The organism is Bradyrhizobium sp. MOS001 (assembly GCF_004634465.1).
GTDB classification, from domain to species: Bacteria; Pseudomonadota; Alphaproteobacteria; order Rhizobiales; family Xanthobacteraceae; genus Bradyrhizobium; species Bradyrhizobium barranii.
Window position 1 is genome coordinate 74,296 of the sequence record NZ_SPVJ01000034.1, and the last position, 15,597, is coordinate 89,892.

15 protein-coding genes and 2 pseudogenes are annotated in these 15,597 nt (G+C 58.5%); 11 read left to right on the forward strand and 6 right to left on the reverse strand.

Annotation, left to right across the window (positions count from 1 at the left end; all coding sequences use genetic code 11):
- Positions 1–1,215 precede the first annotated feature (1,215 nt).
- From CT676_RS30760 to CT676_RS44390, 4 genes are all read left to right on the forward strand, one after another.
- Positions 1,216–1,458 (forward strand): hypothetical protein, encoded by a 243-nt coding sequence (locus CT676_RS30760; RefSeq protein ID WP_085399400.1) that lies wholly within the window; start codon positions 1,216–1,218, stop codon positions 1,456–1,458.
- Positions 1,445–2,032: an alpha-ketoglutarate-dependent dioxygenase AlkB gene (locus CT676_RS30765; protein WP_244623313.1), complete on the forward strand. Its 588-nt coding sequence runs from the start codon at positions 1,445–1,447 to the stop codon at positions 2,030–2,032. Before CT676_RS30760 ends, CT676_RS30765 begins: the two co-directional genes overlap by 14 nt.
- On the forward strand, positions 2,032–2,979 hold the full coding sequence (gene ligD, locus CT676_RS30770; RefSeq protein WP_135216007.1) for a non-homologous end-joining DNA ligase: 948 nt from the start codon (positions 2,032–2,034) through the stop codon (positions 2,977–2,979). Before CT676_RS30765 ends, ligD (CT676_RS30770) begins: the two co-directional genes overlap by 1 nt.
- Positions 2,980–3,093: 114 nt before the next feature.
- Positions 3,094–3,261 (forward strand): hypothetical protein, encoded by a 168-nt coding sequence (locus tag CT676_RS44390; protein WP_167768213.1) that lies wholly within the window; start codon positions 3,094–3,096, stop codon positions 3,259–3,261.
- A 55-nt stretch (positions 3,262–3,316) separates the two neighbouring features.
- On the opposite strand, the gene CT676_RS30775 is transcribed toward CT676_RS44390, so the two are convergent.
- Entirely contained in the window at positions 3,317–3,853 is a 537-nt protein-coding gene (locus CT676_RS30775; protein ID WP_135216008.1) for a DUF4142 domain-containing protein, read from the reverse strand.
- Between the two features lie 858 nt (positions 3,854–4,711).
- Here CT676_RS30775 and CT676_RS30780 point away from each other — a divergent pair.
- The 3 genes and pseudogenes from CT676_RS30780 to CT676_RS45435 form a co-directional block, all read left to right on the forward strand.
- Complete coding sequence (locus CT676_RS30780) at positions 4,712–5,212, forward strand: DUF892 family protein (RefSeq protein ID WP_014494395.1); 501 nt, start codon at positions 4,712–4,714, stop codon at positions 5,210–5,212.
- Between the two features lie 736 nt (positions 5,213–5,948).
- Complete coding sequence (locus CT676_RS30785; protein ID WP_135216009.1) at positions 5,949–8,321, forward strand: PAS domain S-box protein; 2,373 nt, start codon at positions 5,949–5,951, stop codon at positions 8,319–8,321.
- A 318-nt stretch (positions 8,322–8,639) separates the two neighbouring features.
- Positions 8,640–8,788: pseudogene (locus CT676_RS45435) on the forward strand (cell envelope biogenesis protein TolA); the annotation flags it as partial.
- Positions 8,789–9,174: 386 nt separating this feature from the next.
- On the opposite strand, the gene CT676_RS30795 reads toward CT676_RS45435, so the two are convergent.
- The 4 genes and pseudogenes from CT676_RS30795 to CT676_RS30810 all read right to left on the reverse strand — a co-directional run bounded on the left by CT676_RS30795 (position 9,175) and on the right by CT676_RS30810 (position 11,475).
- Positions 9,175–9,498 (reverse strand): hypothetical protein, encoded by a 324-nt coding sequence (locus tag CT676_RS30795; protein ID WP_135216010.1) that lies wholly within the window; start codon positions 9,496–9,498, stop codon positions 9,175–9,177.
- A 70-nt stretch (positions 9,499–9,568) separates the two neighbouring features.
- A complete protein-coding gene (locus CT676_RS30800) occupies positions 9,569–10,027 on the reverse strand; it encodes an Hsp20 family protein (RefSeq protein ID WP_085398159.1) in 459 nt (152 codons plus the stop codon).
- A 136-nt stretch (positions 10,028–10,163) separates the two neighbouring features.
- Positions 10,164–11,125, reverse strand: a pseudogene (gene ligD / locus CT676_RS30805) (non-homologous end-joining DNA ligase).
- 2 nt (positions 11,126–11,127) lie between these two features.
- Positions 11,128–11,475: a hypothetical protein gene (locus tag CT676_RS30810; protein ID WP_085398180.1), complete on the reverse strand. Its 348-nt coding sequence runs from the start codon at positions 11,473–11,475 to the stop codon at positions 11,128–11,130.
- 117 nt (positions 11,476–11,592) lie between these two features.
- On the opposite strand from CT676_RS30810, the gene CT676_RS30815 reads away from it, so the two are divergent.
- Positions 11,593–11,820, forward strand: a complete 228-nt coding sequence (locus CT676_RS30815; protein WP_038937520.1) for a hypothetical protein — start codon at positions 11,593–11,595, stop codon at positions 11,818–11,820.
- Between the two features lie 369 nt (positions 11,821–12,189).
- Entirely contained in the window at positions 12,190–12,432 is a 243-nt protein-coding gene (locus tag CT676_RS30820) for a hypothetical protein (protein ID WP_135216011.1), read from the forward strand.
- A gap of 1,767 nt (positions 12,433–14,199) precedes the next feature.
- Here CT676_RS30820 and CT676_RS30830 read toward each other — a convergent pair.
- The gene (locus tag CT676_RS30830; protein WP_135216012.1) at positions 14,200–14,466 is read right to left on the reverse strand and encodes a hypothetical protein; all 267 of its coding nucleotides are present in this window, start codon (positions 14,464–14,466) and stop codon (positions 14,200–14,202) included.
- A gap of 352 nt (positions 14,467–14,818) precedes the next feature.
- On the opposite strand from CT676_RS30830, the gene CT676_RS30835 reads away from it, so the two are divergent.
- Together CT676_RS30835 and CT676_RS30840 are read left to right on the forward strand one after the other, a co-directional pair.
- Positions 14,819–15,256 (forward strand): hypothetical protein, encoded by a 438-nt coding sequence (locus CT676_RS30835; RefSeq protein ID WP_135216013.1) that lies wholly within the window; start codon positions 14,819–14,821, stop codon positions 15,254–15,256.
- On the forward strand, positions 15,253–15,498 hold the full coding sequence (locus CT676_RS30840; RefSeq protein ID WP_085398129.1) for a hypothetical protein: 246 nt from the start codon (positions 15,253–15,255) through the stop codon (positions 15,496–15,498). Before CT676_RS30835 ends, CT676_RS30840 begins: the two co-directional genes overlap by 4 nt.
- Positions 15,499–15,597: the final 99 nt, after the last annotated feature.

Below are 15,597 nucleotides of genomic sequence, written 5' to 3' on the forward strand. Positions count from 1 at the left end.
GCACGCGTTGTTGGCGTCGCGCTCGGTTAGAGTCCGCACGTTTCCAGCCTGAATAGCTAGCTTTCTTGCAGCCTTCCATACCGCCAAAGATTCGACCAGACCATCAATCATGCTCGCTAGTGTCAGTCGATATCCGTATGCAAAGGCAGGGACCGACGGCAACTTTTCCTTGTTCAAGCGGCGACCAAGCGGCGATGCGCAGACGCAATATCCCGCTGAGGTCGTAAGCAGAAGCTCGGGGAGGGGTGGGTCAGATCCTTCCGACCTACGCCACTAGCAACCGGCCGCCCCCACTTTCACGCGCATCTGCAATTCAGAATATGACCCCCTAGGCCGCCCGGCCGATCAATCTAAGGGAGAAATCAATGCCGATTTTTTCAGCCGTTGCGACTGCGCGGCTCTTGCCGCTCCGGCATCACTAGCACTTTCTGCGGCGAAGCGGGGTCGTGGAAGTTGACGAAGATCTGAGGATGACGAAGGAAAAGACTAATGACTGCGGTCTCCGCTGCAAAGTCTTCGAACTCTGTCCACATCTTCTCAGACGCGGCCTGGCACGACCCGACGTCCGGCAAATTTTGTGGGATAGGAACCAAAGTCCACAGTTTTCCTGAGCACAACGCTGTGTTTGCGGTCACGGGCATGTCGACGGTACCGCAGCTGCTCTCGGCGCTTCTGATGGAGAATCAGTTCGCCGACTATCGTTCGCTCTGCGATGCAATGTGGGATCTGATCAAGACATGTTCCACTCGGGGCAAGGCAGTCGGCCTTAGCATGACCGGCCGGTGCGACGTCGTGCTGGCGGGTTGGTGCGACGATGTCGGCTCGTCAATCTTTGTCACACAGTGCTTCTTTGACCATGACATTTTCAAAGGAGCCGCCGCAGAGCGCTACGTCAGGCCCAGCATCGACGACTCCTCGCTGATGCAATTTTCTGGCGATGGGTTAGCCTTGGGGGCAATGAGCGGAGAAAGGCGGTCAAGGGTACGGCGACGCACCGCGCTCGCGCGGGCGTTGCCCTTGACGGCTGAAGGGGCGGCAGCCCCTTTACGCGCGAGGGATCGTCACCGCGTGGCCGGGGACGAAGACCCGGGCGCGGGACTGCTAAGGAACGCGCTAGAGCCCGGTCGCCCGCGCAGCAGGAGGACGCGCCCGAAACGGAACCGTGCGCCTTTGCGGAAAGTTGGGATACCACCAGACCAAAAGCGGGGAGACCACATGAAGCGAATTACAAAATGGCGGGCGGCGGCGAAGCGTGAGCTGATCGCGCCTCGCGGCGACAAGCGATATGTTCGCCGCGATGCGAAAGGCCGTATCAAGGAAAGCGATGATGTGAGCCGGTCGCTTTCTCAGGATCGCCGCAAGACGGCGAAGAAAAAAGTGAAAGCGGGGCAGGGTGACCGGGGCGACCGCAAGCCCGTCAACTCCAAGGCGCGGAAAAAATCGAGTGCCCGCAAGTAACGCAACCTTCGATCTCTTCGGAGGTGTCTTCCTTCCGGAAGATATGAAGTATCAGCCGGAGTTTCTCTCTGCTAATGAAGAGCGTGCGCTTCTGGCTGATATTGAGACGCTTCCATTCAGGGAATTTGAATTCCGCGGGTTCACCGGCAAGCGCCGTACCGTTTCTTTTGGCTGGCGCTACGATTTCAATGGCGGTGGTCTCACCAGAACTGAGGACATGCCTGAATTCCTGACCCCGATCCGAGCCCGTGCCGAGGCATTCGCCGGCATTGTGCCCGGCAGCCTCCAACAGGTTCTCGTGACCGAGTACGCGCCCGGCGCCGGCATCGGCTGGCATAAAGATCGCTCCGTCTTTGGCGATGTTGCCGGCATTTCGCTGCTGTCTTCCTGTATCTTCAGGCTCCGCAGGCGAACGGCTAAGTCGTTCGAGAGGAACACCCTCGTTGCCGAGCCGCGCTCCGTCTACCTTCTCCGCGGTCCGTCGCGCACCGAATGGCAGCACAGCATTCCCGGTGTCGAAAGCCTGCGCTACTCGGTCACGTTTCGTAACGTGCTCGAAGAAGGTGAATCCTAGTGGCGCGCGTATCCACATTGCCGAAGCGGCTCCAGCCCATGCTCGCGACACTGACCGACGCGCCGTTCGACGATAAGGGCTGGATATTCGAGGACAAGTATGACGGCTTCCGGATGGTCGCAAAGATCGACGGTGGCAAGGTCACTCTCTACAGCCGCAACGGCAAGATCATCAGCCATAGCTATATCGAAGTCGCCCAGGCCCTCGAAGGTGTCAAAGGCGATGCCGTCATCGACGGAGAACTCGTAGCGATCGGCAAAGACGGCGTATCGCATTTTCAGCTCCTGCAGAATGCGCTGCGCCATGAAGCAAAGCTGCAGTACTTTGCCTTCGACCTGATGTTTCAGGATGGCGAAGACCTTCGTGGCCTGCCGCTCACGGAGCGGAAGAAGCGCCTTAAGGGTATCCTGCCGAAGCACAGGCTCATCGGGTTCAGTCGCGACCGAAAGACTTCGGGCGTGAACTTTTTCGAGGAGGCCGAGCGCAAGGGTCTTGAAGGCATCATGGCAAAACGCGCCGACAGCAAGTACCTGTCAGGCGCGCGAACCGACGACTGGCTGAAGATCAAAACCTCGAAACGCCAGGACGTGGTGATCGTGGGATTTACGGCGCCGCGGAGGACGAGACCGTTTTTCGGCGCACTTACACTTGCGCTGCGGGAAGGAGATGGCTGGCGTTATATCGGCCATGTCGGGACCGGCTTCAGCCACGAAACACTCGGAGAGCTGCACAAAAGGCTCATCAAGCTCAAAGCCGCCAAATCTCCTTTCGGCAAAAAGGTGAAGGACGAAGCGGTCACCACCTGGGTGAAGCCGCAACTCGTTGCCGAGGTAAAATTTACCGAGTGGACGAGCTCCGGCGAGATGCGGCACCCCGTTTATCTCGGCCTGAGAAAAGACAAGCAGGCAAAAGACGTCGTCATGGAGCGCGAGAAGCCGCGAGGATGACGCGGCATGTCAGCCCGGCTGAGCGGTGAGCATCCTTGTCTCGTTAATCCCATGAATAGGAACGAGCACCTTCGCGCATGATTGTCATCATCCACGAAGTGAAAGGACGTTCACATGGCAGACGAGCAGAATCCCAACAAGCAGCAGACCCCTGGACAGCAGAACCAGCAGGGCAATCAGGGCGGCCAGCAAGGTCAGAACCCGAATCAGAAGCCGGGCCAGCAAAACCAGGACCCGGGCCAAAACAAGCAAGGCGGCGAAAAGGGCGGCCAGAAGCCGTAAAGTAACAAAAGCCCGGCTTCGGCCGGGCTTTCCGTTTGTGTCGTGATTGCCTGACCTATTTACGGTTCTTGTCGAGCGTCTGCGCCATTTCGAGATGGTGCTTCAGTGCCGCCAGGGTTTTACCAGCCCAGTCCTTCAGCTTGGCATCGTCGCCGCCATTCGAGTAACGCTCGAACAGCGAGACCGCATCCTTATGAGCGCTCACCTGCATGGCGTCGTATTCCGACGCAAAATCCTCGGGTTTGGCCTCGCGCAGCTTTGTGATCTTCTTCTGCGACGCGTCATCGAGCGAAGCCGGGATCGCGGCTTTCAGGGTGTCGGGGACCATCGATTTGAGTTCGCTGCTCGTCTTGGTGTGGTCTTTCACCATCATTTCCGCAAACTGTTTCTCGTCCGCATTGCCCTTCTGCTGCGCGATCTTGGCCGCTTCGATCTCCGTCATGTCGCTCATGGCGGCTTCCTTGATGAAGTCTTCGGTCTTCGGCGCAATTCCAAGCGTGGAATTCACGCCGGTCTTCTCGCCGACCGACTGCGCAAAGGAGGGTGAGGCAAAGACTGCGAGCACGGCAAATGCAAGGGCTGCTTTTTTCATGAAAGTCGTCCTCTGGAGGATAATCGCGCGATCAACCTTCGTTCAGGATCAAAGTTCCTGGGCACAAAGGGACGAGCACGACCCCGGCCCGAGAGGAGGGAGACCGGGGCCGCTTGCCCGGGCAATGAGCATGCCGGACGTTCCGGCATACACTGGCAATGCCAAGGCAAGCTCTGCCGTTCCTAAACTTCGGCCCAACGTTCAAACAGGGGTATGCGCTGTGTGCACTTTTGGACCGAGACGTGCGGGCGATCATCATGGGGCCCGAACACTTCCGAGCACCGCCCGGCTGCCATGCGAAGCGTCCGCGCGCATGCGCGCTACCAGTGCCTGTCACGCCGACCAGCGATCCTGCTCTTCCCGGTGAGCCTGCTCGTTCAATCTCTCAGCGAGCTGATCCGCAAGTTCGTCCGTGTCGGCGGTCGCTATGGGCTCGCCTTTTTGCGTAGCTTTTGCTTGTCTGCTTCGATCGGAAAATCATCGGGAGTTAATGCGGGTTCTTTGCTCATGTCACCCTCATGCGGCTGGCACCTGCAGACGTGGAACGCTTGGTCTCAAGGCCAGTTGCAAGCGAACTTCAATATGTTGGAAAGCCAACGTTAAAGTGCGAAGGAGATTGCGTTTATCGCGGTCGCCTCGCCCCGAGGTGGGGGACGATGAATGAAAAATGGTTTATGTGGCAGGAGGTCTGACTATGCGGCGGCTTTTGGCGCGACCCTAGACCGAAGATGTAGAGAAGCGGTTGAGGCAAATGGCGGAAGCCGGGCGACCGGAATTGGAACGACTCAAAGGCAGCCCCGTTAGCCGCCGAGCTTCACAGCGGTGATGCGATTACCTCAAAACATTGGAGAACCGCAAATGGCGAAAGAGCCGAAGACTCTCGACGACCTGTTCCACGATACTCTCAAGGATATCTACTTCGCTGAGAAGAAAATCCTGGCCACCCTGCCGAAGATGGCAAAGGCAGCTCAGAACGAAGAACTGAAAGCAGCATTCGAAAAACACCGCACCGAGACGGAGGGCCAGATCGAGCGACTGGAGAAGGTGTTCGCGGTGATCGAGAAGAAACCGCAGGGTAAAACCTGTGCCGCGATCGTCGGTATCACAGAAGAGGGCGCCGAGATCATGGAAGAATATAAGGGCTCGCCCGCTCTCGACGCCGGCCTCCTTGCCGCCGCTCAGGCCGTCGAGCACTATGAGATTTCTCGCTACGGCACGATGATTGCTTGGGCCGAAGAGCTTGGCCTCGACGATGCCGTCTCACTCCTTGAGGAAACCCTCGAAGAGGAAGAGGCGACCGACGAGGCTCTGACTGAAATCGCAAAGACAGCGATCAATCAGGAGGCTGAAGCAGCCTAACACTTACGATGAATTAGAAACTGCCCCGCAATACGGGGCGTTTTTTTTCCGTGTGGTCCATGCAAGCAACGCGAAACCAGCCATTGGCGCATTGGGCGACAGACTCATACACAACTCCAACTCAATGATGAGCGATGACGCCGCTCCCTTGGCCACAGACAGTGTCGTTGCCAAGATAGGCATGGGAACAAATGTCCACTTTTGCACTTAGTGATCACCTTTGGCAGGTGAGTCATCTACTTCAGTAGTGACAAAGTCTCAGGGTCCAAGACGCGGAAGGATCGACGCTGCAAGTGCGGTGCTCGACCCAAGCTCGTCCATAACATGATGGAGTCTCTACGCCGGCTCACTGTCCGCGTGTTCGAATGCCAATGCGGCGAACGCACTTGGACCGAGGAGAGAGAGTAAGGCCGCCTCAGTTGGCGACCTCTATCATCATTGCCACACGTCTTTGCCCGGTGGTGTTTGTGTCGCTGTTGTCGCTGGTCGAGAAGGTGATGCCTGAGCCGGCCAATGTCGCGCACCGATATGCTCAAATTCGCAGCCAACTATCCGGCGTTCGTTAAACTCGCACCAATCCGCCTTTGGTTGCGAGCTAATGAGTCCACGCCTTACACGCCGTGTGACCCTGGACAAATGCCAGAGGTCAGCTGCATGACCGAAGGCTAGGAACTCAAACGTTTTAGTATTGTTTTACCTCAACCCTCCAGCAATCGGCGGGCTGGATAGGACCCGAATGAAAAACTCAGACCGCTTCGAAGCTGCGCAATCCAGCGAGGGGCGTTATCGGCTTCTTGTTGAGGCGATCACCGACTACGCGATCTATATGCTGGATCGCGACGGGCATGTCACCAGCTGGAACCCGGGAGCGAAGCGCTTTAAGGGCTATGAGGCTGAGGAGATCATAGGGCACCACTTCTCGACATTCTATACGGATACCGAGCGGGAGCAGAAAGTGCCTGCGTTGGCGCTGGAGGAGGCGGAGCGAACTGGACGCTTCGAGCGAGAGGGTTGGCGTGTGCGCAAGGACGGCACGCAGTTCTGGGCCCATGTCGTCATTGACGCGATCCGTTCGCCTAAGGGCGAACTTGTAGGTTTCGCCAAGATCACCCGGGATCTGACCGAGCGAAGGGCGGCCGAGGCCAAATTACGCGAGAGCGAGCAGCAGTTCCGGCTAATGGTCCAAAGTGTTACGGACTACGCCATCTACATGCTGGACGTGGAAGGCAATGTGGCGAGTTGGAACGCTGGGGCCCAGCGCATCAAGGGGTACGGACCCGAAGAGATCATCGGTCGCCACTTCTCCAATTTCTATACGGAAGAGGATCGCGCCGCGGGCCTCCCGCGAACAGGCCTGCAGACCGCATCCCGCGAAGGACGCTGGGAGCATGAAGGTCAAAGGGTACGAAAGGACGGCACTCGCTTTTGGGCGCATGTCGTGATCGACGCGATTCGAGACGACGACGGGAAGCTCGTAGGATTCGCCAAAGTGACCCGGGACATTACAGAACGGCGTGAGGCGGAAGCCGCGCTCCAGGCGGCGCAAGCAACGTTGATCCGGTCCCAGAAGCTGGAAGCGATCGGCCAACTTACTGGCGGCGTTGCCCACGACTTCAACAATCTATTGCAGGTGATTAGCGGAAACCTGCAACTGCTCAGCAAGGACATCGCGGGTAATGCCCGAGCGGAGATGAGAGTCCAGAGCGCTCTTGCCGGCGTCGCGCGGGGATCGAAACTTGCTACCCAGTTACTCGCCTTCGCGAGGCGCCAGCCGCTGGAGCCGAGGGTGGTGAACGTCGGTCGCCTGATCAAAGGCATGGATGAACTGCTGCGTCGCGCCATCGGCGAGGAGATCGAGGTCGAGACGGTCGTCGGCGGTGGGCTGTGGAATAGCCTCATCGACCCCGATCAATTCGAGAATGCCATTCTCAACCTCGCGATCAACGCCCGCGACGCGATGAACGGCGAGGGCCGGCTGACCATCGAGGCCAGCAATGCCTTCTTGGACGACGAGTATGTCCGCCACTACGATGATCTGATTGCGGGGCAATATGTGATGATCGCGGTAACTGACACGGGCATCGGCATTCCGTCAGATATCCTGGAGCGGGTCTATGAGCCCTTCTTCACGACCAAGGCGGAGGGCAAGGGCACTGGCCTTGGCCTTGCCATGGTCTACGGTTTTCTTAAGCAATCCGGCGGACACGTCAAAATTTACAGCGAGATCGGCGCCGGAACGACGGTGAAGCTATACTTCCCGCGAGAAATGGCCATCGAGGATACGCTAGTTAGTGCCACCTCCGGTGACATCAAAGGCGGCGAGGAAACCGTACTGGTGGTCGAGGATGACGATGAAGTGCGCGAGGTCGCGGTGTCGATGCTCTCCGATCTTGGCTACCGCGTGGTGAAGGCGAGAGATGCGGTGGCCGCGCTAGCCATCGTCGACAGCGGCATACCAATCGACCTGATCTTCACCGACGTGATGATGCCCGGCACCCTGCGCAGCCCGGAGTTGGCGCGGAAAGCCAAGGAACGGCTGCCCAACGTTGCAGTCCTTTTCACATCAGGCTACACGCAGAACGCCATCGTGCACGGAGGACGGCTCGACCCGGGAGTGGAGCTTTTGGCCAAGCCCTATACGCGGGAAGCGCTTGCGCGGAAGATCAGGCATGTGCTTGCCAACCATGCTCAACGGCGTCTCGCCGCTACGGAATCGCGTCAGCCCACAAGCGAAGACGCCGTCAAGGGTGCGACCGTGTTGCTCGTCGAAGACGACGAACTGATCCGCCTGACAGCAACGGAGATGTTGAACGATCTGGGCTGCAAGGTGATGGAGGCCAGCTCCGCCGAAGAGGGGTTGAAAGCCCTCAATCAGGCTGCCGTGGATATCCTCGTGACCGATGTCGGCCTCCCCGGAGTGTCCGGCCTGCAACTCGCAAAGGACGCCCGCTCGCTGCGACCCGACTTGTGCATTGTTGTGGCGACAGGTGACAGCGGGATCCAATCCGAAGCCGAGCTCTTGGACGCGGTGCTGGTCGTGAAGCCCTACGCGCCGGAAACTCTGCGCCGCAGCCTCGAAAATGCGCTGCAGGCAAAAGCGCGACCCTAAACAGGTGTCGACAGCGCTTGCAGCGGCAGCGTCCAAGCTGCCGAAATTACGAAGCTCAATGGAGATTTCCCGAAGACTTCGGAACATTGGTTAGCGCATTCTGTATTTGCGCTCGATTGGGGCGACAGGCAGGCATTCCGTTGAGGTTAATTGATCCGGGCGGGCTTTCGTAGATTGGCAACTCGCAGCGCAATCGAGGCTCGGTCGGATGATCAACGAGCTCGTTAATGTCTTGCCCGAAGCGCCGCGCGGACAGACCACTGCTGCGCAGTACGTCCGTATGCCGAAGCTTCACCGTCGCGCGGGTGAGCTCCCGACATTCCGCGTAAACTGAAGACGTGCCAAACATCTCTGGGATAGTACGATCTAGCTATCGCTGCCCCCTATGAAAGCAGCGCTGGAAGCGTGGGGCCGGCAGCAATCTCTTCCATCAAGGCTTCGCCAAGGAGACCGACGACCCAGACGTCGAGTGTTCAGGCTGAGCACAACCGGTGGGAGAAGGAAAGGGAGAAGCTGACGGCTGCGCTGCGACGCGCGCGAGATTAGGCTTACAAGCCGACGAGGTACCGCAAGGAGGACAACGAAAGACCTCCGAAACGCGCAAGCTTCGGAGGTCGAAGTCTGTTTCTGTTATCTCGCGCGCGTCAGGCTCGGCGGGTTTCCGTCCTTTTGGCTCCTGTAGGAGGCCTCAAGGATCCCTCCAGCAGTCGCCGAACTCGCGGCGATCGGAGTGGATCATCGCCAAGCGGTGAGGACTGTTGGCAGAAAGGAGCCTGCGAGAACTTGGTCATCCAACGACGCTCGATGCGGTTCAGGACGTCTCTGGGCAAGGCAATGTTATCCATCGCGATCCTCAGGCGGCCAGAAGTCTGGATGTCGAACAGAGACGGTAGGGCTTCCCTCCGGGGGGATTGCGTGGACCACCGTCGAGTTCGCACAGCGCTTCGAGTATCTCGTCGATGGTGACCGGCGCTTTAAGTCCAACCGGTGCCCGCAACGATGGGCAAGAAGCGATCGCCGATGCGTCAGACGCCCAGGATGCGAGAATGGCGCGTTTCTCGCAGATCGAAAGCGAAGGGTCTGCCAGTACATCCCCCGGGTGCTCGAACACGGTGCAGGGATGCAGCAGCGTGTTGAAATCGATGACATTGTCGTCGGAAGCGGTCGTCAGCCGCATGGTATCCTCCATTCTTTGGACGAAGCGGATGCCGCGCGTCGGACGACGCGCGGCATTCTCGGGCGATGGATTAGGCCGCCTTGGCCTCGATCTGGTGGACGTTGCCGGAAGACGTTGCGCCGGCAATGGCGATACGCCGCGGCTTCATGGCTTCCGGGATCTCGCGAACGAGTTCGATGGTCAGCAAGCCGTTGTCGAACGCGGCGCCTTTCACCTGGACATATTCTGCGAGGTTGAACTGCCGCTTGAAACCGCGGGTCGAGATACCGCGATAGAGGAAATCACGCTCAGTCTTGTCGGATTTGCTGCCTTCGACCGTCACCACGTTCTGCTCGGCGGTGATGACGATGTCGTCGGGCGAGAAACCCGCCACCGCGAGCGAGATCTGATAGCGGTCGTCGGCCAGACGTTCGATGTTGTAGGGCGGATAGTTGTCCTCGCTGGCCCGCTGAGCCACTTCTGCGAGGTCGAAAAGGCGGTCGAAACCAATGGTCGAGCGCCAGAGGGGGGCAAAATCGTAGGTGCGCATAGCCAAATCCTCCTAAGAGCAAGATGTCTACGAGCGGCACCGGACACAACCGGTGCCCGTCTCTGGCCGGGCCCGTCAGGCGCCCGGACGCCATCGTCAGATGGCGACAAAAAAATTAGCAAAGCCAATTTTGGTTTCAAGAGGGGGCTGAAAAAATTTTGTCACCGATTGCCGCGCCGTTACAGGTCTCCCGCAGTCCCTTGAAGAACGGATGCCGCACCTTTCCCTCGGCGGACTTGGCGCGATACTCGATCTCAGCAAGCAGCTTCGGTTCGACCCAGATGCCTTTGTGCGCAATCATCCTGGCATAGGGCTGTGTCTTCCGGACCAGCGGCTCGAGGCGCCGCCTCAGCTCGGCCGCCGATGTCTTGTCGAAGCCGTGGTCGACCTTGCCGGCATAGATCAGGTGGTCGCCCTTGCGCCGCGCGAGATAAATGCCGTCCCATTTGCCCTCGTCAAGCGCGAAGCCGGCAATCGTCAGGGTCTCGCGTTGGGCGCAGGTTTTCTTGACCCAATTGTTGCCCCGGCCGCTGCCATAGACGCTGTCCCGGACCTTCGAGACGACGCCTTCGAGCCCAACCTTGCAGGCATGCGTGAACATCTCGCGGCCGTCGATCTCGAAGCTCTCGCTGAACTGCACGTCGCTGCCGGTGATAATCTTCTTCAGCGCAGCCTTGCGCTGGAGCAGGGGGACTTTCCGGAGGTCCCTGCCGTTGAGATAAAGCAGGTCGAAGGCGACGAGCACGATCTTCGTCGAGGCGCCCTTGAGCTCGTTCTGTAGAACCGAGAAATCCGTCGTGCCGTCGGCGGCGGGCACCACGATTCACCGTCGATGATTGCGGCACTGGCCTTGAGGTGCCAAGCGTCGTTGGCGACCTTCCGGAAGCGATTGGTCCAGTCGTGACCGCGCCGCGTGAAAACCTTCACCGCTTCGTTGGCGAGGTGGACCTGCACCCGGTAGCCATCGAACTTGATTTCATGGATCCATCGCTCGCCGGACGGCACGCGGTCGATCGAGGCCGCCAGGGCCGGCTCGATGAAGCCGGGGAAGGGCGCCTTGACGCCCAGCGCTTCCGGCTTTTTTCCCTGGAAGGCCATCGCTACACCAGGCGAAGACTGAATTGCTGCAGGTCTTGTGGTGAGTAGCGATCCACAAACTCCTGCAGGTACGAAGGCACGTCGCTCAGTTGAAGATTGCAACGACGCTGGATCTCGCCGGCAATGTCCTCGGAAACATCTTCCGACCAGCGTACGGCCGTGTTGAAGGCGACTACCCGGATCGGCTGGCGATATTTTCCGGCAAGCAGATCCTGGATGACGGTTTCCGCCGCCATCTCCAAGTCTGCTTCGCACCATGCGCTGCCATTGCGGCCGGAGTTGTCTGCGACCAGGTAGACAGTCTCGTCGCTGTTCGGGGCGATCGACAGAAGCCATCGGGACTGACGCATACGCAACTCCACGCAACAGAACCGGGACTCAATTTGATACGCGCCGGTTCGTTCCTCGGGTTGGAACCGCTCGCTTAGCCGCGCCTTTTATAACGAGAGGCAACCAGCGGAGGAAACATGGCCGTCAATAAACCGACTGGCGACAACGCGCGCAAGGGCGCGGTGAAGAAACGCTCGCAGACCAAAACGACAATCGGCGGCGCGAGCGGCTATACCAAACGCGACAGGACGTCCGGCGAGTTCATGGCTGTGAAGAAGCCGAAAACAGCGAAGAAAGCCGCGAAAAAATTCAAAGGCGTGCGGGTCGAGAAGAAAGCTAAGAAAACCGCCAAGCGCGCCCGCTAGGGTTGACGGTTGGCGTTACCGCGCGGGCTCGGTTTTGTGCTAAGGCCGCCAGGTGAGGCGGCCTTGCCATGATGAGCGTCCGCTAAAAAACGGTCCCGGCACCCCTACATGCCGGGACCGTTGGACCTCGGCGGTAATGGGGGTCGCCGAGGTTTACTGAGGTCTAGGAAGAGTCGGCAATCCGGTCTGTATGCCTTCCGACATAGGCGGCGCCACTGGTCGCTCTCTCTGAGTAATCGACGCGCCTTAGCTTTTCCAAACCCACGACCTGCAGTGGCTCGCGCTCGTTCCACGACGCTAGGATGATATTGACGCAGCTTTTGCCGAATGGCTTCGGGAACGTTCGGTGGGGCCGTCGTTTGGAAAGCAATGACGAGCACGACCGTAGTTCTCATTCCCGGCATGCTGAAAGCGCTTCGCCTGGTGCGCGTCTACGGCTTTTTGGTCGAGCGCAGGGACGGCCTGTATTACCCCGGCAGCAGCCAGCCGGCATGTTCGAAGGCTTTGGCAGAGAAGATGGTTGAAGGCGGCTGGCTGGTGAAACGTGGAGAGCGTTATCAGCCGACAGAGAAGGGTTGGCATGCAGGAAAAGCCGGTTCGGATGTGGGGTAAGGTAGGTGAATCCCAGGCCGCCCGGTGAAGATTACGCTGGCTAGATGCGCGAGATGGGCATGCGCAGCGTCCTGTCTATCGCGCTAACCGATGCAGCCATAGCGTAGCCCTGCACGCCGATTGCTGGCCGGACGATCTGCGGCTGTCCGACCTCGAGCCGCGGTTCTTTTCTCGGTCGTGCGGCCGGCGCGGCGCCGACGTCCGGCCGGATTTCAATTGGAACGCAAAAGGGTCTATCGGCGGCGTGAGCTATCGGTAGCCACCTTAAAGACGGCCCCGGCCATGGGGGCTTTTGAGGTGTGGGACCGGGGCCGCTTGGGGATGCTTGGCCCTTGGCAAGACCAAGCGATTTTCAGATTACTCTGCCCTCACAGCGTTTCTGTTCGTTTGAGCACATTGCTGGAATCAAAAAATGCCGATTTTTCCCGGTTCCGCTTACATATGTTATTAGCGGCCGCGCAGCGCCTTGATAGCCTCGGAAAGCCGGGCTGGTCTTGATTTCGGATTTATTGCGTACCCGGGCGGCTCGCAGCTACAAGTTTGGCGGCGGGCATATTTCAGCAGAGAGTTTAGATCGACGCTTCAAAACTAAGGCCGCCCTGGGGCGGCCTTTTTGCATTCACCAACAAAAAAGCCGGCCCCAGCTGCTGCCGGGCGGCTGGGGCCGTTGGGTTGCTCGGGCTGGCAGGGGGACCCAACATCCAGAGCACAACAACAAACCGCTCATTTGCCACTTGTTCCTACGTACAGGCCCGCCCCCGAGAGACCATGGTCAACGGAGCTGGTAGGCACGGGCTGGGCTCGGCGCAAGCTGAAGAGGGATCAATAAGAGGCCACCAACTGAGGCGGCCTTAGAGGTGCGGCGCCAGGTAGTCGAGAAATTTGAAAAAACAGTAGAGGGCGAGAGCGGTTACAGCGACGAAAGCGACAATCATCGTCGCCCATTCGCGTTTGGAAAATAGATCGAAGTCGAACATAAGGAGCCCTTGCCGAAGAGCTAACGCCGAGAATGTATAGTCGTCTCCTACCGAGGCGGCCTCACGCTATCTCGTTTTCCCAAACCTGCCTGTAGCACCTCTGACATTCGAACACCCCAACGTTTTGGTTCACGCGGGGATCGAATGTCGAAAAAGCAAGAGCCAACTCCCCATGGCAATGGGGCACGAAGGGTATGGGCCTCGGTCTTGCGGTGGAGCTTCTTTGCCTGCGTCTGTCATCGTTGGTCGGCACGTTCCCGTTCATCCAATGCCGAACCACTACCATGACCAACCGGTTCCCTAAACGATTTAGGGCACTGCATTTTTCAAACAGGCCAGTACAGGGCCCGCGGGCTGAACCAAATCTCTACGCCTCCCGATCGGCGCATTCGGACCTTTGAGACACGACAAGCGTTGACGCTCCAACCGGCAAGACCGTGAACCTGGAGTGTCGGACGTGAGTATAGTCCCTCTGGAATTTGAAAGACGGTTGGCGCAGCGGTGGGCGGCCAGATTTCAAAAGCCCGTTCCCCCAGTACAGCAAGAGCGTCAGCCACCCAACGAAGGTTGGCAGGTCGTCACTAGCTCGAAGCGAAAGGAATTATCTGCCAATAAGTGGCGCCAGCGCATGGAGAGCCCGCCGGCTCAATAGCCGGCGGGACAAAAAGATTAGCGGCCTCGCAAACTCGATATGGTCGTGACGGCAAGCGCGGCCAGCAGCCCGACACAGACAGACGTTACGGGTCAGCTCATCCTCGGCGGAACTTCTCGACGACAAACCAAGTGAGACTTACTTACGTGGTTCGGTCACCACTTTGGTTGATCCGTCCGGCGCTGCCTGCATTCCTGGTGGGCTTTGACCTTGCGGGCTTTCCGGCGGCGCGCCACCCGATTTCGTATCCAGCGGTCCGGTCCAACCTTGTGGCTGCAATTGACCTTTTTCTTCTGGTGCCGATTGTCCAGTTGGCGCGTTCAAGTCTTTCTTCGGATCGGCTTGCGCTGTCGCAAATCCGCACGAAAAAGCCCAGCAAATCGTCGTTATCAGAATGATCCTCATGTCAACCTCCGCTTGGCTTACTCAAACAAACAGGCTGGGCCACCCTTCAGTTCCGTATTGCAATGCGGGCGAACGACCGATGGAAAGCGAATGTCCGCTCCGGCTCAAAATGCGAAGAACTCAGCGTGAGCGAACCACCAGAGGCGCCAGTATGGTCGTAAATGTTCGTGGAGACATGGCAGAGACGTCCGCGGTATTCGTCGATGGCGATGACGTGTTCGCCATTGGCGAACGACATGAGCATTTGTCGGGCTGCGATCCATACAATCGAGCTTGCACCAGTTGATCTACATGGCTGACGGTGTAGGTCTGTGCCGGGCGCTGGAGATCTCACCCCATTGGGGACCAAGCGGTGATCATTGAAATTCTGGCCCAGATCATTTTACAACTGGCATGGTACTGTTCGGCGGCGTTGTGGCCGAGATTGCGCAGAGTACGCAAGCTGGCGCGCAATGGATGGCAACCTTTCGAAGGAAGCTGCGTTCGTCAGGGCGCAGGAACTTCTCAAAGGGAGCGATCAAACTTGTGCCAGCCAAGGTTCATGTCCGATTACACCGCCCTCAAAGTCACCGCTCTCGACGCGGTTAACGAGCTGCTCAACCATGTTGGCTGGGGTGCCGACGATGGGAGTGAGCGTTGCGCGATCATCGGGGTGTGTAGATCGCATATCACCGAGAACATCGACAAGATCGCAACCACACGCGAGCAGGCCTTCGCTTTGATTGATGAAGTCGCCCAACAGATGAAAACGGATTGGGACGAAATTCACGACGTGTTCGAAAGAAAATGATCGATGCGTCAGGCACCGATGACGTCGCGCGCTACAATCAGGTGTGCAACGCTATCCTGCTGTCGAGCGCTTCAAGCAATGAGCAACCGCAAGGGCGTCGTTTTTCACGACGAGCTGCGGCCGAGAACACGATGCACAAGTGCATCACCGCTGTGCGGTCGCTGCCGATGGAGCTGCGGCTCAACTCGAAGCGGTGGCTGGAGGAGCGGGGATTAGAAGCGCTGGATGATGGCGATGTCTAGCACTACTTTGGCAGATTTTTGATTTTGTCGCGTTTTATAGGATTCCCGAATCAATTTTTCAATGATTCATGGGTGGTCGGCTCTTGGAGGGCTGACCAT